The following is a 19,885-nucleotide window of genomic DNA, read 5'->3' on the forward strand; positions in this document are numbered from 1 at the left end:
CCTCACCGGGCGGGCTTGCCGTCCTGCTTCTTGCGGTTCTGGGCGTATTGGCGGATCACCGCATCGACTTCCGTCGGCAGGATCGACCAGGTGGCGCCGACGGTGTCGCCCTTGATCTCCACCACCGCGACGGTCGCGTTGAAGGTGAACTTGCCGGCGGGATCGTCGACACGCACCGACACCTTGGCGTTCTGACCGACGATCAGCGACCCGTCGAAACCGCGGGCAACGAAACCCTTCGGCGTCAGCGATACGATGGGAAAGCTCTTTCCGTCGCACTGGATGACGCTGACCGGTATGCGGCCGGCGGGCTTGGCCGCCTTGTTGTCCTTCACCGCGACCTTCAGGAAATCGAATAGCCCCATCCCGCGCCCCCGGAAAACCGCCCCCGATCACCGGGAGGAAGGGCGAATGCCGCCCTCACCCGCGATTAAACGCGGGTGCGCCTCGCGGAGCAACGGAATCCTTATCGGGAGTAATCCTAGGGAAAAGCCTGAGCGGGCGATCTCTGCGGCGGCCTCAGCTGCGGCCTCAGCTGCGGAAGGACTCCTGCATGGCGGCCCAGGCCCGTTGCGCCCGCCTGACGGACAGCAAGGCGAAGGGCAGCAGAGTCACCAGGACCACCGCCATCCCGACCATGACCGACAAGGCTCCCAGCGCATCGGAGGTGGGAAGCCGGGCCACCAGACCGGCCAGAAGATGCAGGATCAGCGCCCCCAGCACCGACACCGCCAGCAGAGGACCGACAACGGTCGGCAGCAGGCCAAGGGCGCCACGCCGCGAGCGTCCGGCGGTCCCGGCCGTGGCGGCATCCTCCGCCGCCCATCCCGACCGGCCCGCCGGGTACGGCATGCCGGCGACACCCCGCACAACGCTCCGCATTGGCTCCTCCGCTCTGGCTGTCCTTCCGCACTCCGTACGGCTGCATTTCGAAGGTCCGCCCGGAGTACCGCCAGTCGGGGTACCGAGAGAACCGGCGCGGGAACTATAGGATGCTTTCTCCGGTCTGGCTAAAATCCAAAACGATTACCCCCTTGCGCAGAGCCCCACCCCTGCCTCGGCCCAAAGCACAGGCATCGAAAGTACAGGTCCGGCCCATAGGCACGACGGGAGGCATGGCCGCCGGCAAAGCCGACGGTCTCCACAGAGGCTGTGGATAACTGTGTGGGCAAGCCGTGGGCAGTCCCGATTCGCGCTAGGCGATTCAACGGGGCCACGGTGTTTGCCCAAAAATCAGGCAAATAACGCAAGCGCCTGATTTATAAAAGAAAACCCTGTTTTTCTGCTCTCGGAGCCCTGGCCGCGTGTCAACCGAAATCTGTCACATTCCGCCCGACCCTGCGATTTCACACCCTGTTGTGCCCTGTTGACAACTGCTCCCAAGGGCATTCCACCATCGTTGCGGGTGGGGCGGCCCTCATCGGCCGCCCTATGACCTTCGGAGAGGCAGGGTCTCCGCAACCGCCGAATTCCTTCAGCTCTCCGTCTTCACCCAGCAGCGCAGGACCTCCGCCACGCTCCAGGCCTGGGAGATGCAGCCGCGCGGGGTGAAAGGCGCCTCCGCATCGAAGATCTCGCTGATGGTGCCGATGCCGGCCTCGTCCAGATGCGGCAGGAAGCCCTCCAGCAGGCGCCGCGCCCCCGCCTTGTCCTCCGGGTGCAGCTTCAGCCACGCATCGACATAGGGGCCGATCAGCCAGCCCCAGACGGTGCCCTGGTGATAGGCGGCGTCGCGCGCCCGCAGGTCGCCGAAATATTTGGCCTTGTAGTCGCGGCAGCCAGGCGCCAGCGACCGCAGCCCCAGCGGGGTCAGCAGACGGCTGCGCACCGTTTCCACCACCGGCTCCCATCGTTCGCGCTCCAGCACCGGATGGTCGAGCGAGACGGCGAAGATCTGATTGGGCCGGCAGGCGATGTCGTCGCCATGCTCGCCATCCACCACGTCGAACAGATGGCCGGCCGACGGGCACCAGAAGCGCGCGTTGAAGGAGGCGTGGGCCTGATCGGCCAATTCGGTCAGCGGACGGGCGGCGGCCTCGCCGTCCTCCTCGCGCAGCCAGCCTGCCATCAGCCGCAGGGCATTGTACCACAGCGCGTTGATCTCCACCGCCTTGCCCCGGCGCGGCGTGACCACCCAGTCGTCGACCTTGGCGTCCATCCAGGTCAGCTGGTAGCCCTCCTGCCCCTGGCGCAGCAGCCCGTCCCTTGGGTCGACGCCGATGCCGAACCGGGTGCCGCGGCGGTGGTGGTCGATCACATCGGTCAGCTTGGGCAGCAGCAGGCGCAGCGTGTCGCGGTCGCCGGTGGCTCCCAGATAGCGGTGCAGCGCGTGGAAGAACCACAGCGTCGCGTCGGCGGTGTGGTACAGCCCGCGATCCTTGCCGTCGGGGAACATATTGGGGATCAGGCCGTCGCGGATGTAATGGCCGAAGGTGTGCAGGATCCACCCGGCCTCCAGATGGCGGCCGGTGGCCAGCGTCAGCCCTTCCAGCGCGATCATGGTGTCGCGGCCCCAGTCGGTGAACCAGTGATAGCCGGCGATCACCGTCCGCACCTCGTCGCCCTCCGCCCGCGCCCGCATCTGGTCGGCGACCCGGCCGGCCGGCACGAACAGGAAGCTGTCGGCGGACAGCACCAGTTCCGCCATCGCCCCGTCGCGCAAGGCGGGATGGGCGTTCTGGATGATGCGGCGGCGGCGCTCCGTCTCGAACACCAGCACGTCCTGCGGCGGCAACGCCTCCAGCCGCCACCAGTCCTCGGTCGCCGCGGCGAAGGTGATGCTCTGGCCCGATCCGACCTCGCCGCTGAAATAGCCGGGCGTCCACAGCGAACCGCGCGCCTGATAGCCGCGTTCGTCCTCCACCCGGTAATAGACGTCGCGGCGGATGCCGCCGTCGAGCGTCATCGGGAAATGGCCACCCTCGATCGCCATGCGCAGCACCGGCAGGTCGGGTCCGGCGGAAACCTCGTAACGCTGCCCGGCCGCGGTGATGCGATAGTCCCCGGCGAGCGGCCGGTCGACCGCCGATTCCTGCGTGCGGAAGGCCAGCACCGGCCGCAGGTGCAATTTCACCGGCGCCTTCGTCTCCATCACCCGATAGGTGACATGGACGATGTTCTGGCCGTGCGGCAGGACGACCTGCTTTTCGATCACCGCCCCGCCGGCGCGGAAACGCCAGACCGGAAGTCCCGACTCCATGCGGAATTCCTGCAAGGCGGCGGTCTGGCCCTCCTGCCCCGCTTCGCCGCCCTCCGAATCGTCTCCCGCAGGATCGCCGCCGGTGTCGCGGCTGCTCAGCCGGTAGCTCCGGCCGTCGGCGTCGATGACCACGTCGCTCAATTGGCTCAGCATCAGCACGCGGCCGAGCGGAGCCGGCAGCGCCGCGATCAGCAGCCCGTGGTAACGCCGCGTCACCGCTCCCGACACGGAGCCCGAGGCGTAGCCGCCGAGACCGTTGGCGACCAGCCATTCACGGGTCTCCGCGCCTTTCGGACCGGTGTTCAGGACATCGCGCGACAGGGTGCGGACGAAATCAGCCATGGTGGACCTATGCTCTGCAATCGGTTTCCGACCCATGTGAAACCACGATGACAGGGGTTGTGTTGCCTCCGGCCCCGTCGCTTTTCTTTGGAAAATCGCGCGCGGGGGCCAGAACCAGAGCCGCATGGCCGGGCAGCCGCCATGCGCCGTCCGGCTGTTCCACCGCCGCCGAGCCGCCGCCGCCATAGACCGGCTCCTCGCTCGACCACAGCACCGTCCAGGCGCCATCCACAAACGGCGGGGCCAGCAGCGGCTCCGCCAGTGCGCGGAGCGTCAGGTCGCGGCCCAGATTGACCAGGACCAGCCGGTCGTCGCCCTCCTCCTCCCCGAAGAAGCGCAGGACGAAGGACTCCTCGCCCAGCACCGCGCCATCCAGCCCGCCGACGCGCTGGGCGGCGAACACCGCGTCCTCCCGGCGCAGGCGCAGCAGGTCGCGGTGCATCGTCCAGACCGCGGCGTTGGCCTCCCGCTCCCGGTGGTCGAGCTTGCAACGGGTGAAGCTGTCCTCCGCCTGCGGCTTGGGCAGTCCGGCGCTCATCGCCGGTTCGGCGATGCTGGGGAACTGGGCCAGGAACTCCGCCCTGCCCGTCTCGACCAGCACGGCGAGATCCGGCTTGTGGTCGGCGAAATAGAGGAAGGGGGCGCCGGCGGCGAATTCCTGCCCCTGGAACAGCATCGGCGTACCGGGTCCCAGCAGGATCAGCGCCGTCATCGCCCGCAGCAGCCCCGGCGCGGTCAGCGCATGCAGCCTCGAGCCCCTGGCGGAGTTGGCGATCTGGTCGTGGTTCTGCAGGAAATTGACGAAAGCCGGCCGCGGCATGGCGAGGGCCGGCATACCGCGCCGCTTGCCCTGCCAGCGATACCACTGCCCCTGATAGAGGAAGCCGTACTTCAGCGCCGACACGAACTCCTGCGGCGTGCCGCGGTAATCGCTGTAATAGGCCTCGTTCCGGCCGGTCAACGCCACCACGGCCGAATGGTGCAGGTCGTCGTTCCAGATGGCGCACAGCCCGCAACCACCCTCCTCGGCCGGCTTCACCATGCTGGCATGCTGCGGCTCGTTCTCCCCCACCAGGATGGTGGCGCGTCCGTCGGCCGCCTTGCGCACGGTGAGGGAGATCTCGGTCAGGATGTGCGGTTCTCCTCTCTCTTCGCTGCTGTCGAAGATCGACTGGGTGGCGTCCAGCCGCAGCCCGTCCAGATGGTATTCCGCGATCCAGTAGGCGGCGTTGCAGAGGAAGAACTCCCGCACCGGTTTTGAGTTGGGGCCGTCGAAGTTGATCGACTCGCCCCAGTCGTTCTTGTAGCGGTCGGTGAAGTAGTCATCGGCGAAGCATTTCAGGTAATTGCCGTCCGGACCGAAGTGGTTGTAGACGACGTCGAGAATGACGGCGAGCCCCAGCCGGTGCGCCCCGTCGACGAAGCGCCGCATGGCGTCGGGATCGCCATAGAGCCGCGTCGGCGCGAACAGGTTCACCCCGTCATAGCCCCAGCCGAAGCGGCCGGGAAACTCCGACACCGGCATCACCTCCAGCACCGTCACGCCGAGATCGGCCAGTGCCGGCAGCTCCCGCAGCGCGGCGTCCCAGGTCCCGTCATGCGTGAAGGTGCCGATGTGCATCTCGTAGATCACCTGGCCCTTGATCGCGCGGCCTTGCCAGTCCTGATCGGTCCAGGGGAAGCGGTGCGGATCGACCAGCTGGGACGGGCCGTGCGGTCCCTCCGGCTGGAAGCGCGACATCGGATCCGGATAACGCATGTCGCCGCCGTCCAGCCGGAAGCGGTAGAGCCCGCCGGCCTCCAGCCCCGGCACGGCGCCGGAGAAATAGCCGTTGCCCTCGCGCTCCAGCGCCGTCGCCCGCCCGTCCGGTTCGGCCACAAGCTCCACACGCCCGGCCTTCGGCGCCCAGACCCGCGCATGGGCACCGCCGGGCAGTAACTCCACACCGATGGGCCAGCGGCGTTTGACGGTGGCCTGCGCCTGCTCGACAGGCGGTACGACGGCGGACAACTTCACGGCAACGGCCCCCCGGGACGAGTGATGCGGACTTGCCTTGCGGCAATGGTCAACAGAGGCTGGGCGGCGTGGTTGCAGACAGGCTGAAAATTGTTTCAGAGACTAAGGGTTTTAGGGAGCGCGCTTCGACGCCCCCGTCCCTCACACCCGCTCCCCAAAACTCCGCGCCGCCGCGTCGATCACCAGCGGGTGGGCGCGCAGCGCGGTCAGCGCCGCTTCGACCTTGTCGTCGGTGACCTCCAGCGTCACCACCACGTCGGACCGGTCGCCGCGTTCGGCGTCGCGCTCCTCCCGCCCCCGCTGCACGACATCGCCGAAGCGGTCGCGCAGGCTGCCGACGATCTCGGCCTCCACACCCCGGCCGCGTTCGGCGGGATAGGCATAGACCAGCTCCATGGCGGCTCTCCCTTTTCGCTCTAGAGTCTGTCCGATGCTTATTGAAGCATCGGACAGACTCTAGCCTTTTGATTTGCCGTGCGATTCACGCTTCAGACGATTCCGTCTGAACCGATCGCACTCTAGCCTTGCGGGGCGAAGACGACGCGCATGCAGTCGTCCGCCTTTTCCTTGAACATGCGGTAGGCCTGCGGGCCATCGTCCAGCGGCAGCCGGTGCGTCATCAGATATGACGGGTCCAGGTCGCCGTTGCGGATGTGCTCGAACAGGCGCCCGGCATAGCGCTGGCCATTCTGCTGGCCCATGCGGAAGGTCAGGCCCTTGTTCATCGCCGCGCCCATCGGGAACTTGTCGATCACCCCGCCATAGACGCCGACGATCGACAGGGTGCCGCCCTTGCGGCAACTCTCGATCATCTGGCGCAGAACCGCCGGCCGGTCGGTCTGCAGCCCCACCGCCTGCTTGGCACGGTCGTACAAATCCTCCACCGCGTTCGACGCGCTGTCGGCCTCCATGCCGACGGCGTCGATGCAGACGTCGGGACCGCGCCCGCCGGTCATCGCCTGCAGCGCGTCGAAGACGTCGACGCGGCTGTAGTCCAGCGTCTCCGCCCCCACCTTCATCTGGGCGGCGCGCAGCCGGTCGGGAAAGCGGTCGATGCCGATCACCCGCTCCGCCCCCAGCAGATAGGCGCTGCGGATCGCCATCTGGCCGACGCCGCCGCAGCCCCATACCGCCACCATGTCGCCGGGCTTGATGCCGGCCATGTCGGCGGCCATGTAGCCGGTCGGCACCGCGTCCGACACGAAGACGGCCTTCTCGTCGCTCACCCCCTCCGGCACGCGGAAGGCGTTGAAGTCGGCATAGGGCACGCGGATATAGTCGGCGTGGCTGCCGGCGTAGCCGCCAAAGGCGTGGCTGTAGCCGAAGATGCCGGCGCCGCAATGGCCATAGGCGGTGCGGGCATAGTCCGGATTCGGGTTGGAGTTGTCGCACAGCGAGCTTTCGCCATGCTGGCAGTGCCCGCAATGGCCGCAGCCGATGATCGACACGGTGATGACCCGGTCGCCGCGGTTGAGATAGCGGACCTCCGGCCCCTTCTCCACGATCTCGCCCAGGAACTCGTGGCCGATGATGTCGCCGGGCCGCATGGTCGGCACATAGCCGTCGATCAGATGCAGGTCCGACCCGCAGACCGACGACAGCGCCACCTTGACGATCACGTCATGCGGATTGACCAGCACCGGGTCGGGCACCCGCTCCACCCGCAAATCGTCGGTTCCGTTCCAGCAGAGCGCCTTCATTCCGTCGCCTCCCGGAAAGTACCCGACCCATCCCCGCGCGGCTGCCGTTCGATGGTCGACAGTTCACCGGTCTCCACCCGCTGTTTCAGCCGGCGCAGCGCCTCTTCCGCCTGCCCTTCCGGCGTCACGCCCAGTAGCGCCGCCACCTCGCCGGCCGGAACCCGGTAGACCAGCGTCAGCCGCACCTCCGTCCCGCGGTCGCCCGGCGCCGGGCTCAGCATCAGCGAGGCGCGGTGCGGCAGCGCCGTCTCGCCCACCGTGTGCCAGGTCAGCAGCCGGTCCTCGTCGACACGGTCGAGCACGCAGCGCCAGCTTGGCCCCTCGCCGCCCGAGACGGCCTTGGCGATCCAGCGGCTTTCGGTGGCCGACAGCACGTCGACCCGCTCCAGCTGCGGCATCAGCTTCGGCAGGTTGGCGAAGTTGCGCCAGAAGCGGAAGACCGTCCCCGGTTCGGACGCGATGGTGACCACGGCCTGCTTCCGCTCCGGCGTCAACGACCGCCGGCGGGAGGCCAGGCCATGGCTGCGCCAGGAGCCGGGGTTCGGCGCGGTGCGCAGCGGCCGTCCGCCGAACGAACCCAACCCCAGGGCGCCGACGGCGAACAGGCCGGCGCCGCCGAGCGCCAGCATCGCCCCGCCCCATCCCGACCGCCGCAACCCCATCACGCCCAGCGCGGTGCCGCCCATCATGGCAAGCCAGCGTCCGCCGGTCGCGACCTCGCCCGACCCAAGGCGGTCGCCGATCCGGCTCAAGCCCGAGCCGAAAGTGTCCGGCCGCGGCCAGCGGCCGTCTCCGGTCAAACTGTTCGACGCCATCGCCGCTCCTTTCCCGTTTGTCCAATGCCTGTGGCCAGAGTCACTGGGCCAAAGTCTCTGGATAGAGAACAGCCGGGTTGCGGCTTCGTTGCCTCGCCCGCCCCGGTATGCGGCAACCGCGGGCCGTTCCCGCTGTTACCATCTTCAGCAGCCGAGATCGGAAGGGAGAATGGCCGTGCCGCTTCTGGACGCCACCATGGGCATCGCCGACGCCGAAGGCTTTCAGCCGGCGACACTGGAAACCGACCGTGGCCCGATCGAGGCCCGCTATTACCCGGTGCCGGGCGGGGTTCTGGCGGTGATTTGGGTCGGCGGGGTCGGCGGCGGCTTCGACACGCCGGCGCGCGGGCTCTATCCCCGGCTGGCCGCCGACCTGACCGCCGACCGCATCGCCTCGCTTCGCCTGCGCTTCCGCGATCCGCGCGACCTGGAGGAGGCGGTGTACGACCTGCTGTGCGGGCTGAGCTTCCTGGGCCGCCAGGGCATCCACCATGTGGCGCTGGTCGGCCATTCCTTCGGCGGGGCGGTGGTCATCCAGGCGGCGGCGTCGAACCGCGGCGCCGTCTGCACGGTGGTGGCGCTGGCGACCCAGGGCTACGGCACCGACCCGGTCGGCGATTTGTCCTGCCCCATCCTGCTGGTCCACGGCGAGGCGGACGAGATCCTGCCGCCCAGCTGCTCCATCCACGTCCACCGCAAGGCGCGCGAGCCGAAGAAGCTGGTCCTTGTCCCCGGCACCGGCCACGCCCTGGAGGAGGCGTCGGAGGCGGTCTGCCGCGAGGTGCGCGACTGGCTGAAGGAAAACTTGCTGAAGAAGTAGAGGGGAGCAGACGCCCCCTCGGCTTTCCTTCGCCTCAGCTTTCCTTCGCCTTTTGAGTGTCGCTGATCGGCTGCACGCCCGGCGGATGATCCTGTTGCGGCTGCGGCTGTTGCTGCTGGGGCTGCTGTTCCGGCGGCGGCTCGCGGCGCGGCGGGCCGGCCTTCACGTCCTGATAGACCGCCTTGGCGATCTCCAGCAGTTCCTCCTTCGACAGGCGGCCGGCCAGCGCGTAGGCCAGCGGACCCTCGACCCAATAGAAGGTCGCGACGTCGCCGTTCTGGGTGAAGCTGAAGTTGGACTGGTTGCCGCCCTGGGGCGCGCCGACGAACAGGGTGATCCGCTTGTTGGCGTCGTTGGCGTACATGTACTGGGCGCCGGCGCCGAGGTCGGTCGGCAGCGACCGGCCGCCGATCAGCCGGTAGCCGACGCGGCCCAGGTCAGGACCGAACACGTCGCGGCCCATCCGCTTGGACAGCCAGCCGTTCAGCTCGTCCTGATTGTCGGCGCCAAGCTCCACCTGGAAGCGTTCGTCCGAGGTGTAGAAACGGTGGGCCTGCGTCGCCTCCTGGGCGAAGGTGGCCAGCGTCTGGCGCTGCTGGGCGACGGGGGCCGCGCCCTGCTGGTCGGCGCCACGGCCCATCCAGCCGCCGGCCGCACCGGCGACCACCAGCATCACCGCCGCGGCGAATCGCACCAGCGGACGGGCATGCCACGCCGGACGGTTGTCGTTGAAGGCGATGCGGCCCTTCAGCCGGTCGGACAGCTCCTGAACCGTGTCGCTCGGCGGCTCGCGCAGGACGGCGTCGAACATCTCGTGCAGCAGCAGCCCCTGGGCGCGGTAATCCTCCGCCCGGCGCGCCGCCTCCGGATCCTCGGCAAGCCATCGCTCCACCGCCAGGCGGCGGTTGCCGTCCAGCTGGCCATCCACATAGGCGTGGAGTTCGTCCTCCGTGACCCGTCCAGTCGCTTGATGCGCGTTCATCACTTCACCCGCCGGAGGGTGACGCCACCCTCGTTCGCCAGTTTCGCCCGCACCGCCTCGCGCGCCCTGGAGAGGCGCGACATGACGGTCCCGATCGGCACGCCGAGCATGTCGGCGACCTCGTCGTATTTCAGGCCCTCCAGCGCCACCAGAAGCAGCACCTTGCGCTGTTCCTCCGGCAACTCGTCGACCGCGCGCATCATCTCGCGCAACTCGACACGCTCTTCCTGCCGGGCCGGGCTGACCAGCTTCGATTCGACGTCGGCGACGTCGACCTCCTGCGGCCGGGCGGCCTTGGAACGGACCTGATTGACGTGGACGTTGTGCAGGATGGTGAAAAGCCATGCCCGCAGGTTCGTCCCCGCCTGGAAGCTGTCGGCGCGCGCCACCGCGCGCGTCAGCGCCTCCTGCACCAGATCCTCCGCATCCGCACCGTTGCGCAGCAACGCTCGCGCGTAGCGCCGCAAGGACGCGATGTGGACTTCCAGATCGACCCCGAATTTGCTCAACCGCGCACCCGTTCCTTACCGGTAACGCCAAGGCTCACGCCATGGACTCCCCCTTCCAGCGAGAGGCCGGACGGGACGACGAGGGCGCCGCAACTCCAGGGCCGGGCCGGCTCACTCGACCCTGCGGCCGAAATGGGGACCCGATGCATATGGGTGCGAACGCGCGCCGCGCATCCTTTATTCCAGACTTTGTCGGGCTTGCAGCAAAATTTGTGCGGTACGGCCACGCTTGTGCCGAAAAGGCTTCAGAGCCGGGCCGGCAGAGAACGGAATGCCGCACGCGGCGGCAGCGATCATGCGGGCGTGGCACATGCCGCATCCTTCACCCGCTGGAGACGACCCGCCCGTCGCGCAGCGTCACCGTGCCGTCGAAACGGCCGAAGATCGTCTCGTCGTGCGTGACGACCAGGATGGCGGCCTGCTGTTCGATGGCGAGCCGGCGCAGCAGGTCCATCACCATGCCGGCGCGCCCGGAGTCCAGGGCCGCCGTCGGCTCGTCGGCCAGGATGATGCGCGGGCGATTGGCGAGCGCGCGGGCGATGGCGACGCGCTGCGCCTCGCCGCCCGACAGCCGCGACGGCAGCGTCGCGCCACGGTGCCCCACCTCCAGATAGTCCAGCAAAGCCCGCGCGCGGCGCCGCGCCTCGGCGCCGGGAACGCCGGCAAGGTCGAGCGCGACCGCGACATTCTCCTCGGCGGTCAGGAACGGCAGCAGGTTATGGAACTGGAAGATGAAGCCGATCTTCTCCAACCGCAGCCGGCGCAGGTCGGATCGAAGCCAGCGGCCGTCGTAGACCGTCTCGCCGTCGAGGTTCAGGCGGCCGCGCGTCGGTTCGACGATGCAGCCGATCAGGTTCAGCAGCGTCGTCTTGCCCGATCCGCTGGGGCCGAGCAGCCCGACCACCTGCCCCGGATAGACCTGCAGGTCGGTGTCCTTCAGCGCATGCACGGCGGTCTCGCCTCGGCCGTAGGTCTTGGCGATTCCCCGAAGCTCGACGAGCGGCGCGGCCATCGCCCTACCCTCCCAGCGCCGTGGCCGGATCGACCTTGAGCGCCAGGCGCACGCCAAGCCCGCTCGCCGCCACGCACAGGACAAGCACCGCCACGCCCAGCATCAGCGCGTCCTCCGGCAGCAGCAGCAGGCGGCGCGGAAAATGATCCTTGGCGAGCAGAATGAGCAGCGTGCCGGCGCTCCAGCCGATTATCCCCATGGCGAGCGCCTGCTGCACGATCAGGGCGACGATGGTGCGGTCGGGCGCACCGATGAGCTTGAGCGTGGCGATGGCCTTCACCTTATCCATGGTCAGCGTGTAGAGGATCAGCGCAATCACCACGGCCGAGACCGCCAGCAAGATCCCCGTGAACAGACCGATCTGCCGGCGCGCCTTCTCGACCACCGATTTCAGCAACAACCCTTCCTGGTCCTCCTGCGTCAGCGCCCCGAGATGCTTCCAGCGCGCCGCCTCCGCCTCAACGCCGACCGCCGGCACGCCGGGCAGCATCCGCGCCACCACCGCGTTCACGGTGTCGAGACCGGCCGGGCGGGCGCCGCGTGCCAATTCGCGCCGGGCGGCGGGCGGGTCCAGCTCGAACTGGAGGCGCTGGCTGTCCTTCAACGTCAGATGGACCACCGGATCGCCGCCCGACGCGACGATGCCCTCGGTCAGCCCCACCACCTCGTAGGAGTCCCGCCCCAGCCGCACCCGCTCGCCGATCTCCAGACCGGCGCGGCGGTCGGCGAGCATTTCGTAGTGGCTGCGGGTGATCGGCCGCCCGGCGGCGAGGCGCTTCGGCTCGCCCGGCCGGCCCGGCTCGTAGCCGACAACGTACAGGCGCAACGTCCGCCCGCGGTGTGCGGCTTCCACCGACTGGAAGGTGAGCGCCCCCGCCGCCGCCACCCCGGCCAACCGCGCCACCGCGTCGCGCGTGTCGCCGGGAATGCGCGAGGACTCGGCAAACGGGCCGCGGGTGCCGGATTCGACGACCCACAGGTCGGCGCCGGGGGCGCGCACCAGGGTCAGCGCCTCGTCCACCAGCCCACGGTAGATGCCGATCATCGACAGCACGACACCCAGCAGCAGGCTCAGCCCCAGGCAGGTCAGCAGAAAGCGGCCGAGGTTGTGGCGGACGTCGCGCAACGCAAGGTTCATGGCGGCGCCCCCAGCGGATCGGCGCGCCGGCCCTCCCGCAGGCCGGACGCGGCGGCGACCACCGGCTGCGCGCCATCGGGCAGACCGCCGGTCACCTCCAGCCGGCCGTCCAGCATGCGCCGGCCGAAACTCAGCGCGCGGCGGGCGAGGAGGCCGTCCTCGATGGTCCACACCGTACCGCTCCGTCCGTCGAAGCGGTCGATCGCCATCTGCGGCACCAGCACGGCGCGCTGCAGGCGGCCCACCGCGATCGTCGCCTCGACCTGTTCGGCGAGATAGACGCGGGACGGGCAGACCTCGCATTTCAGATAGACTTTCCTTTCCTCGGTGACACGGTCGCTTTCCAGCTCGATGCGGGCCACGCGCGCCCGAAAGGTCCCGCCGGGAAGCGAACGCAACCGCACCGTCGCCACCTGCCCTTCCGCCAGACCACCGGCCGAGGCCTCGTCGATGTGGACCAGCGCCCATACGCTGTCCGGGGCGATCAGGGTGAACAGCGGCTCGCCGGGATTGACGGCGGCGCCCAACTCCTTGTGGCGGGCGATCACCAATGCGTCGAACGGTGCGGTCAGCGTGTAGCGGTCGAGCCGAGCGGATTCGTAGCGCAGCCGCGCCTCGGAATCGGCAAGGGCGGCATCGGCCACCGCGAGGTCCGACTGCGCCACCGTCAGTTCCGCTTCGGCGACGCGCAGGTCTGCGGCGCTGTCCTCCGCCACCTCCACCGACACGCTGCCCTTGGCCAGCAGTTGCTGCCGTCGTCCAGCGGCCTGCCGACGCTTGTCGAGCAGTGAGTGCGCCTTGAGGATGGTGGCCTCCGCCCTCGCGCGCGCCGCCCGCGCCTGCCCGACGGCGGCCTTGGCCTCGGCAACGCGGGCGTCCTGCTGGCGGGTGTCGAGGCGGGCGAGCACGGCGCCCTGCGGCACGCGTTCGCCGTGGTCGGCGAACAGCTCCGTCAGCGTGCCGGCGACCTCCAGCCCGACTGCGGAGCGCACCCGCGCCTCCACCGTGCCGATGCCGTAGACCTCCAAAGGAACCTCGTCCTCCGCCGCCGCGACCGGCAGCGCCAGCGGGCGCAGCCACAACGCCCAGACCCCGCCGGCCAGGACACCGAGGATCGGGAGCAGCGCGAGACCGAGGCGCAGCAGCCGACGCATGTCCGGATTCCCTTCGCCCATTCCCCATTGCGGATACGATACACCCCGCCACGCGCCGGCGTCGGTGAGATAGTCACCGACGCAGCGGGGCGAAGCGCCGCAGGCCAACCGAAAGGCTGCCCGATCATGTCCAAGGAGATGCCGTGTCTTATCCGACGCGATCCGCGACGGGGACGAGGGGGCCGACGGCCTGTCGGAAACCCCCGGAAAAGCGTGGTGGGCCCGGCCGGATTCGAACCGACGACAACACCGTTATGAGCGGCGCGTTCTAACCGCTGAACTACAGGCCCTACCGCGGGGCGCACTTTGCGACAAAGCTTCGGGGAAATGCAACCCCTCGTTCATCGTTCCGACGCAGAAGCCCGAAAACGAAAACGGGGGCCGATCGGCCCCCGCTTCGTCTGGAAAATCAGGCGTTCCCGATCAGGTATCCAGGAAGCTGCGCAGCTTGCGCGACCGCGACGGGTGCTTCAGCTTGCGCAGCGCCTTCGCCTCGATCTGGCGGATACGCTCGCGGGTCACGTTGAACTGCTGGCCGACCTCTTCCAGCGTGTGGTCGGTGTTCATGCCGATGCCGAAGCGCATGCGCAGCACACGCTCCTCGCGCGGCGTCAGCGAGGCCAGGACGCGGGTCGTCGTCTCGCGCAGGTTCGCCTGGATGGCGGCGTCGAGCGGCAGGACCGCGTTCTTGTCCTCGATGAAATCGCCGAGATGCGAATCCTCCTCGTCGCCGATCGGCGTTTCGAGGGAGATCGGCTCCTTGGCGATCTTCAGGACCTTGCGGACCTTCTCCAGCGGCATCATCAGACGCTCGGCCAGCTCTTCCGGGGTCGGCTCGCGGCCGATCTCGTGCAGCATCTGGCGACTGGTGCGGACCAGCTTGTTGATCGTCTCGATCATGTGGACCGGGATGCGGATGGTCCGCGCCTGGTCCGCGATGGAACGGGTGATGGCCTGACGAATCCACCAGGTGGCGTAGGTCGAGAACTTGTAGCCGCGCCGGTACTCGAACTTGTCGACCGCCTTCATCAGGCCGATGTTGCCCTCCTGGATCAGGTCCAGGAACTGCAGGCCGCGGTTCGTGTACTTCTTGGCGATGGAGATGACGAGACGCAGGTTGGCCTCGACCATCTCCTTCTTGGCGCGGCTCGCTTCCTTCTCGCCCTTCTGGACGGTGGAGACGATGCGGCGGAACTCGTTGATCGGCAGGCGCGCCTCGTCGGCGACGTTGGAGATCGCCTCGCGCGTCTTGCGGATGTCGCTGTCGTACTTCTCCGCGAACTTGCCCCAGGTCTTGGGGTTCAGGCCGCGGATGCGCTCCAGCCAGTTCGGGTCCAGCTCGTGGCCGAAATACTGGTTCAGGAAGTCCTCGCGCTTCACCCGGCACTCGGTCGCCATGCGCAGCAGGCGGCCTTCGAAGCCGGTCAGCTTGCGGTTCAGGCCATAGAGCTGCTCGACCAGCTGTTCGATGCGCTGGTTGTTCAGGCGGACGGTGTTCATCAGCTCGACCATCTCGGTCTTGAGCTTGTCGTACTTCTTGTCCGTCTGCTTGCCGACATCCTCGCCGCGCTGCATCGCGCCCATGCGGGCCTCATGCAGCTTGTGCAGCTTGTCGTAGGTCGCCTTGATGTTCTCGAAGGTCTCGATGACCTGCGGCTTCAGCGCGGCTTCCATCGCGGACAGCGACAGGCTGTTCTCGCCCTCGTCGCCTTCCTCGCCCTCGTCGCCCTCGCCTTCGGCGCGCGGCGGACGCGGCTCGTCGCCTTCCTCGTCGGCCGGCGCTTCGGCGGCGGGAGCCGCACCGGCGGTGCCGGCGGGACCGACGGCCTCGACCACCCCGGCCAGACCCTCCGGAATCTCCTCACCGTCCGGACCGCCGCCATAGGTGGCATCCAGATCGATGATGTCGCGCAGCAGCATCTTCCCTTCCATCAGGGAATCATGCCACTCCAGGATGGCGCGGATGGTCAGGGGCGATTCGCAGATCGCGCCGATCATCATCTCGCGGCCGGCCTCGATCCGCTTGGCGATGGCGATTTCGCCTTCGCGCGACAGCAGCTCCACCGACCCCATCTCGCGCAGATACATGCGCACGGGGTCGTCGGTGCGGCCGATGTCGTCGTCGTCGAGATTGCCCGACGAGCGGCCTTCGCCCTCGCCGCCGGCCTCGCCGCTGTTCTCCGAATCCTGCTCTTCCGATTCGACGATGTTGATGCCCATTTCGGACAGCATCGCCATCGTGTCTTCGATCTGCTCGGAAGAGGACGAATCCTGCGGCAGCGCTGCGTTCAGCTCGTCATAGGTGACATACCCGCGCTCCTTGCCGCGGGCGATCATCTTCTTGACGGCCAAACCCATGCCGTCCATCAGAGGACCGTCTGCGGATTCCTCCCGCGTTTCGGAAACTTCCACGCTGTTCGCAGCTTTCGTGGCCATGCGATCGGTGCCCCCGCATTACCCCAGTGAATAAAGACGAAAGGAGCGCCCGGTCCCGGTTTCCCGGCCCGTCCGCCCCACCCCCAACCATGTATCTACCCAGAACCCGCCATCACAGAAGCTGTCATGCGGCCCCGTCCTGTTGCCCTGTGTCCCGTCAACCGATGCCCGATTGCCGATGATACGAGTCATCAACCGTCAGACATCGTCAAAGTCACTGTCGTCCGCATTACCCAGACCGGACTTTATGACCTCCTGCTGAAGAGCCACGACCCTCGCGAAGTTGGCCTCGCTGTTGTCACGGGTCAGGGCCGCCTTCGCTTCCCTAAGATCGTCGAGCACCCGCTCGTGATGCAGATGCCGCCACGCAGGCCACCATCCCTTCCTGGCGTCCTCCGTAGAGGCGTCGGGACGGGCGAAGCCGGCATGGACATAGGTCGACTCGCCTAGCAAAGCACCGACCATGGTCTCATGGCCGGCGGATGACAAGTGGCGACAAAGCGCAGCGGCGTCAAGTGTCGAGTCGTGATTGCGGTCGTCGGAAAGGCATTCAATGACCGCCCAGCGCAGTTTTTCCAGCTCCGGGTCACCGAACGGCAACAGCCCCAGCGGCTCGGCCAGTTCGCCGAACAATTCCGGATGATTGATGAGCGTCGCCAGCAGGATCCGCTCCCGCATCGAGGCGAGGCGCGAGGCGCGGCCGCGCCCCTCCCCGACCGGCTTGGAGGTCAGGCGGCCCGGCGTGCCCGGCACATGGCGGCGCGGCGCCTCGCCGAAGCGGCCCCGCCCCTGCCCCGGCACCCAGGGGCCGCGATTGTAGCCCTGGCGCACCGGGGCGAAGGCCTCGTCGACGCGGCGGCGCATCTCGGTGCGGTAGAAGCTCTGGACGTCGCGGTCGGCGATCGTGGCGACGCGGGCCTCCAGCGCCGACTTCACCGCGGCCTTGGCCTCCGGCGTGTCGGTCGGCCGGCCTTCGCTCTCCATCCGCCACAGGGCGTCGGACAGCGGGATGGCCGCCTCCAGCACCGCCCCCATCGCCTTGGCGCCGCTGGCGCGGATCAGGCTGTCGGGGTCCTCCCCTTCCGGCAGGAAGGCGACGCGGGCCGACTGGCCGGGGGCGAGGTGCGGCAAAATGCGCTCCACCGCCCGCCATGCCGCGCGCCGGCCGGCATTGTCCCCGTCGAAACACAGGAAGGGCACCTTCTCCGCCGCCGGGATCAGCTTCCACAGCTCCTGCACCTGCGTCTCGGTCAGCGCGGTGCCCAGCGGCGCCACGGCGCCCTCGAAGCCGGCGCGGACCAGCGCGATCACATCCATATAACCTTCGGCGACGATCACCGGCTTGCCGTCCGCCGCCGCCTGCCGCGCCCGCGACAGGCCGTAGAGCAGCGTGCCCTTGTGGAAGAGCGGGGTGTCGGCGGTGTTGACGTATTTCGGCCCGTCGCCTTCCAGGATGCGCCCGCCGAAGGCGACCACCTGCCCGCGGCGGTCGGTGACCGGGAACATCACCCGGTTGCGGAAGAAGCTGTAGGGCGCCCGGCCGTCGTCCGGCCGCTTCAGCAACCCGGCATTGACCATGTCCTCGTCGGAAAAGCCCTGCTTGCCCAGATAGGTGCGCAATGCGTTCGAATCGCCGGGGGCATAGCCCAGCCGGAAGCGGGCAATGGTCTCGCCGTCCAGCCCGCGCCGCATGAAATAGTCCAGCCCCGGCCGCCCGGCGGGCGTGTGCAGCTGCTGTTCGAACCAGCGCGCCGCCTGTTCGACAAGGTCGTGCAGGGTCTTGCGCCGCTCGTAGCGCTGCCGGTCCTCCTCCGTCGGGCGCGGAACCGGCAAGCCGGCCTCGCCGGCCAGATGCTCGACCGCATCGGGGAAGCCGAGATTGTCGTGGCGCATGACGAACCCGATGATGTCGCCATGGGCGCCGCAGCCGAAGCAATGGAAGAAGCCCTTCTGGTCGTTGACGTAGAAGGAGGGCGACTTCTCATTGTGGAAGGGACAGGGAGCCTTGTACTCGCGGCCGGCGCGGATCAGCCGCAGCCGCTTGGATACCACTTCCGACAAGGTCAGCCGGGTGCGCAGTTCTTCCAGGAATTGGGGCGGGAAAGCCATGGTCGAACGGTCACCGGGGTACGAAGGACGATGGGCGGAGCAATGGGCGGGGCAATGGGCGCTAGGCTATAGCAGAGGCATAGTATGGGAACCAGCGCCGCCGGCCCCAAGGGTGCAGATGGCACGGGTGGAGTGCGTCAGTCCGGCTGCCTGACGAGATGCGTCCCGGCATAGAGCATGCGCAAGGGGGCCTGATAGCCGACGCTGTCCAGAGTCAGCACCTCGTCCCCGACGATCACCTGCGGACTTTCCGGCCAGCTTCCGTCCCCCTGCCGCCGCAGAAGCTCCGCACCGACACCGGCCGTCCACAGCACCAGGATCTCGCGGACCGACGGCAGCGTGGTGTAGGTCCAGACATTCTCCCAGGTCTCGGCCTCGTTGCTGGGCGAGAGGATCTCGATCAGAAGGACCGGATCGGGCAGCGTGCGCAGACCCCGTTCATCCGGGGTGCAGGTGACGCCCAGGTCGGGGATGCGCATGTTGTGGCTGGAGCGGACGCGGGGCTGCACGCCCGGAGCGGTGACGACATGGCAGCCGGGCGCGCGGTCGGCCAGATGGTTGCCGATCAGGCGGGCGACGGTGCTTTGCAGGATGCCGTGGGTGATGCTCGCCGGCGCCATGGCGCGCGGTTCGCCGTTCACCAGTTCATAGCGTGTGTCGGTGCCGTCGCCGTTCCAGTCCAGGAACTCCGCGACGGTCATGCCCGAAAAGCTGGATTTGCGGACCGCGACCATTCCACCGTCCTCCTGCCCGTCTGCCGCAGGGCGCATCAGACATCAGCCTAGCCTGAGTCGCCCCGCGGCAGCCAGCGCGCCTTACTTGCCCGAAAGCCGGGCCTTCACCAGACCACCGGCCTTGGCGAAGTCCATCTGGCCGGCATGGCGGGCCTTCAGCTCGGCCATCACCTTGCCCATGTCCTTGATGCTGGCGGCGCCCAGCTCGGCCACGATGGCGTCGATGGCGGCGGCGGACTCCTCCTCGCTCATCTGCTTGGGCAGGAAGCGTTCGATGACCGCGATCTCCTCGCGCTCCTGCTGCGCCAGTTCGGGACGGCCGCCCTGGTCGTACAGCACCGCCGATTCGTTGCGCTGCTTTACCAGTGCCTGCAGCAACGACAGGATCTCCGCCTCGTCGATGCCGTCGGTCACGCCGCGGGTGCGGGCGGCGATGTCGCGGTCCTTCAGGCCGGCGAGGATCATGCGGATGGTGGACACCGCGCGCTGGTCCTTCGCGCGCATCGCATCCTTGAGGCTGTCGTTGAACTGCGTGCGCAGCGTCATGTCCTGTCTTCCTTGGTTCGTCGGGCCGGGAGCGGGCCGGGATCGAAAGGCTCCGGCCGGACAGCCGACTATTCCGAAAATGGCCGCCGATTTCCATGGCAAAAGCCCCATCCGGCGAATGGACGCCACGGAACCCTCCGACTTTGTCCGCGGATCAGGGCCGCCTTGCAAAGCTATTGCTGGAAATCCGGCCGCCAATCGTCATATAGGATGTCCGGCCCACCCGATCAGCCCACTCGATCCCACGTCATCGCCCTCCAGGGTGGACATGGGGTGCGAGCGGTTGCGTGTGCGCGCCCGGCGGGACGCTAGGCCGTCGCCGTTCCGCCGATCACCCGATCCGTCGCCGGCCGCGGTTTTTGGGAAGGTTCA

General features: G+C 68.3%; 17 protein-coding genes and 1 tRNA gene. 1 reads left to right on the top strand and 17 read right to left on the bottom strand.

All coding sequences use genetic code 11. From position 1 onward, the window contains the following. Window positions 1-2: 2 nt before the first annotated feature. From FZ938_RS03510 to FZ938_RS03540, 7 genes are all read right to left on the bottom strand, one after another. Window positions 3-365, bottom strand: coding sequence for a hypothetical protein (locus FZ938_RS03510; RefSeq protein WP_149197260.1), 363 nt, complete (start codon window positions 363-365; stop codon window positions 3-5). A 166-nt stretch (window positions 366-531) separates the two neighbouring features. Further along, window positions 532-852 carry a hypothetical protein gene (locus FZ938_RS03515; protein WP_149197261.1) on the bottom strand — a complete coding sequence of 107 codons (321 nt, stop codon included), beginning with the start codon at window positions 850-852 and terminating at the stop codon, window positions 532-534. 622 nt (window positions 853-1,474) lie between these two features. Continuing rightward, complete coding sequence (locus FZ938_RS03520) at window positions 1,475-3,541, bottom strand: amylo-alpha-1,6-glucosidase (RefSeq protein ID WP_149197262.1); 2,067 nt, start codon at window positions 3,539-3,541, stop codon at window positions 1,475-1,477. Between the two features lie 7 nt (window positions 3,542-3,548). After that, window positions 3,549-5,558, bottom strand: coding sequence for a malto-oligosyltrehalose trehalohydrolase (gene treZ, locus FZ938_RS03525; RefSeq protein ID WP_246457492.1), 2,010 nt, complete (start codon window positions 5,556-5,558; stop codon window positions 3,549-3,551). 141 nt (window positions 5,559-5,699) lie between these two features. Then, window positions 5,700-5,954, bottom strand: a complete 255-nt coding sequence (locus FZ938_RS03530; protein WP_149197263.1) for a hypothetical protein — start codon at window positions 5,952-5,954, stop codon at window positions 5,700-5,702. 122 nt (window positions 5,955-6,076) lie between these two features. Continuing rightward, on the bottom strand, window positions 6,077-7,258 hold the full coding sequence (locus FZ938_RS03535) for a zinc-dependent alcohol dehydrogenase (RefSeq protein WP_149197264.1): 1,182 nt from the start codon (window positions 7,256-7,258) through the stop codon (window positions 6,077-6,079). Next, window positions 7,255-8,073: an SRPBCC family protein gene (locus tag FZ938_RS03540; protein ID WP_149197265.1), complete on the bottom strand. Its 819-nt coding sequence runs from the start codon at window positions 8,071-8,073 to the stop codon at window positions 7,255-7,257. Before FZ938_RS03540 ends, FZ938_RS03535 begins: the two co-directional genes overlap by 4 nt. A gap of 169 nt (window positions 8,074-8,242) precedes the next feature. Here FZ938_RS03540 and FZ938_RS03545 point away from each other — a divergent pair, with 169 nt between their 5' ends. Beyond that, window positions 8,243-8,893 (top strand): alpha/beta hydrolase, encoded by a 651-nt coding sequence (locus FZ938_RS03545; protein WP_246457493.1) that lies wholly within the window; start codon window positions 8,243-8,245, stop codon window positions 8,891-8,893. 34 nt (window positions 8,894-8,927) lie between these two features. Here FZ938_RS03545 and FZ938_RS03550 read toward each other — a convergent pair whose 3' ends face one another. The 10 genes from FZ938_RS03550 to FZ938_RS03595 form a co-directional block, all read right to left on the bottom strand. After that, entirely contained in the window at window positions 8,928-9,875 is a 948-nt protein-coding gene (locus FZ938_RS03550) for an anti-sigma factor family protein (RefSeq protein ID WP_149197266.1), read from the bottom strand. Next, a complete protein-coding gene (locus tag FZ938_RS03555; RefSeq protein ID WP_085089022.1) occupies window positions 9,875-10,384 on the bottom strand; it encodes a sigma-70 family RNA polymerase sigma factor in 510 nt (169 codons plus the stop codon). The genes FZ938_RS03550 and FZ938_RS03555 overlap by 1 nt, the downstream gene beginning before the upstream one ends. Window positions 10,385-10,706: 322 nt before the next feature. Further along, entirely contained in the window at window positions 10,707-11,396 is a 690-nt protein-coding gene (locus tag FZ938_RS03560; RefSeq protein ID WP_149197267.1) for an ABC transporter ATP-binding protein, read from the bottom strand. Between the two features lie 4 nt (window positions 11,397-11,400). Further along, entirely contained in the window at window positions 11,401-12,534 is a 1,134-nt protein-coding gene (locus tag FZ938_RS03565) for an ABC transporter permease (protein WP_149197268.1), read from the bottom strand. Next, window positions 12,531-13,688 carry an efflux RND transporter periplasmic adaptor subunit gene (locus FZ938_RS03570; RefSeq protein WP_149197269.1) on the bottom strand — a complete coding sequence of 386 codons (1,158 nt, stop codon included), beginning with the start codon at window positions 13,686-13,688 and terminating at the stop codon, window positions 12,531-12,533. Before FZ938_RS03570 ends, FZ938_RS03565 begins: the two co-directional genes overlap by 4 nt. A gap of 214 nt (window positions 13,689-13,902) precedes the next feature. Then, a tRNA-Ile gene (locus tag FZ938_RS03575) sits at window positions 13,903-13,978 on the bottom strand. 133 nt (window positions 13,979-14,111) lie between these two features. Then, window positions 14,112-16,124: an RNA polymerase sigma factor RpoD gene (gene rpoD / locus FZ938_RS03580; RefSeq protein ID WP_149197270.1), complete on the bottom strand. Its 2,013-nt coding sequence runs from the start codon at window positions 16,122-16,124 to the stop codon at window positions 14,112-14,114. Between the two features lie 198 nt (window positions 16,125-16,322). After that, window positions 16,323-18,233: a DNA primase gene (gene dnaG / locus FZ938_RS03585; RefSeq protein WP_149197271.1), complete on the bottom strand. Its 1,911-nt coding sequence runs from the start codon at window positions 18,231-18,233 to the stop codon at window positions 16,323-16,325. Window positions 18,234-18,370: 137 nt separating this feature from the next. Further along, window positions 18,371-18,967, bottom strand: coding sequence for a Uma2 family endonuclease (locus tag FZ938_RS03590; protein WP_149197272.1), 597 nt, complete (start codon window positions 18,965-18,967; stop codon window positions 18,371-18,373). Between the two features lie 81 nt (window positions 18,968-19,048). Beyond that, window positions 19,049-19,513, bottom strand: coding sequence for a GatB/YqeY domain-containing protein (locus FZ938_RS03595; RefSeq protein ID WP_149197273.1), 465 nt, complete (start codon window positions 19,511-19,513; stop codon window positions 19,049-19,051). Window positions 19,514-19,885: the final 372 nt, after the last annotated feature.

The organism is Azospirillum oryzae (assembly GCF_008364795.1).
GTDB classification, from domain to species: Bacteria; Pseudomonadota; Alphaproteobacteria; order Azospirillales; family Azospirillaceae; genus Azospirillum; species Azospirillum oryzae.

Excerpts from the sequence above, each read along its gene's own strand:
- FZ938_RS03510 (WP_149197260.1), bottom strand. The coding sequence starts at position 365 with ATGGGGCTATTCGATTTCCTGAAGGTCGCGGTGAAGGACAACAAGGCG.
- FZ938_RS03515 (WP_149197261.1), bottom strand. The coding sequence starts at position 852 with ATGCCGTACCCGGCGGGCCGGTCGGGATGGGCGGCGGAGGATGCCGCC.
- FZ938_RS03520 (WP_149197262.1), bottom strand. The coding sequence starts at position 3,541 with ATGGCTGATTTCGTCCGCACCCTGTCGCGCGATGTCCTGAACACCGGT.
- FZ938_RS03530 (WP_149197263.1), bottom strand. The coding sequence starts at position 5,954 with ATGGAGCTGGTCTATGCCTATCCCGCCGAACGCGGCCGGGGTGTGGAG.
- FZ938_RS03535 (WP_149197264.1), bottom strand. The coding sequence starts at position 7,258 with ATGAAGGCGCTCTGCTGGAACGGAACCGACGATTTGCGGGTGGAGCGG.
- FZ938_RS03540 (WP_149197265.1), bottom strand. The coding sequence starts at position 8,073 with ATGGCGTCGAACAGTTTGACCGGAGACGGCCGCTGGCCGCGGCCGGAC.
- FZ938_RS03545 (WP_246457493.1), top strand. The coding sequence starts at position 8,243 with ATGGCCGTGCCGCTTCTGGACGCCACCATGGGCATCGCCGACGCCGAA.
- FZ938_RS03550 (WP_149197266.1), bottom strand. The coding sequence starts at position 9,875 with ATGAACGCGCATCAAGCGACTGGACGGGTCACGGAGGACGAACTCCAC.
- FZ938_RS03560 (WP_149197267.1), bottom strand. The coding sequence starts at position 11,396 with ATGGCCGCGCCGCTCGTCGAGCTTCGGGGAATCGCCAAGACCTACGGC.
- FZ938_RS03565 (WP_149197268.1), bottom strand. The coding sequence starts at position 12,534 with ATGAACCTTGCGTTGCGCGACGTCCGCCACAACCTCGGCCGCTTTCTG.
- FZ938_RS03570 (WP_149197269.1), bottom strand. The coding sequence starts at position 13,688 with ATGCGTCGGCTGCTGCGCCTCGGTCTCGCGCTGCTCCCGATCCTCGGT.
- rpoD (WP_149197270.1), bottom strand. The coding sequence starts at position 16,124 with ATGGCCACGAAAGCTGCGAACAGCGTGGAAGTTTCCGAAACGCGGGAG.
- dnaG (WP_149197271.1), bottom strand. The coding sequence starts at position 18,233 with ATGGCTTTCCCGCCCCAATTCCTGGAAGAACTGCGCACCCGGCTGACC.
- FZ938_RS03590 (WP_149197272.1), bottom strand. The coding sequence starts at position 18,967 with ATGGTCGCGGTCCGCAAATCCAGCTTTTCGGGCATGACCGTCGCGGAG.
- FZ938_RS03595 (WP_149197273.1), bottom strand. The coding sequence starts at position 19,513 with ATGACGCTGCGCACGCAGTTCAACGACAGCCTCAAGGATGCGATGCGC.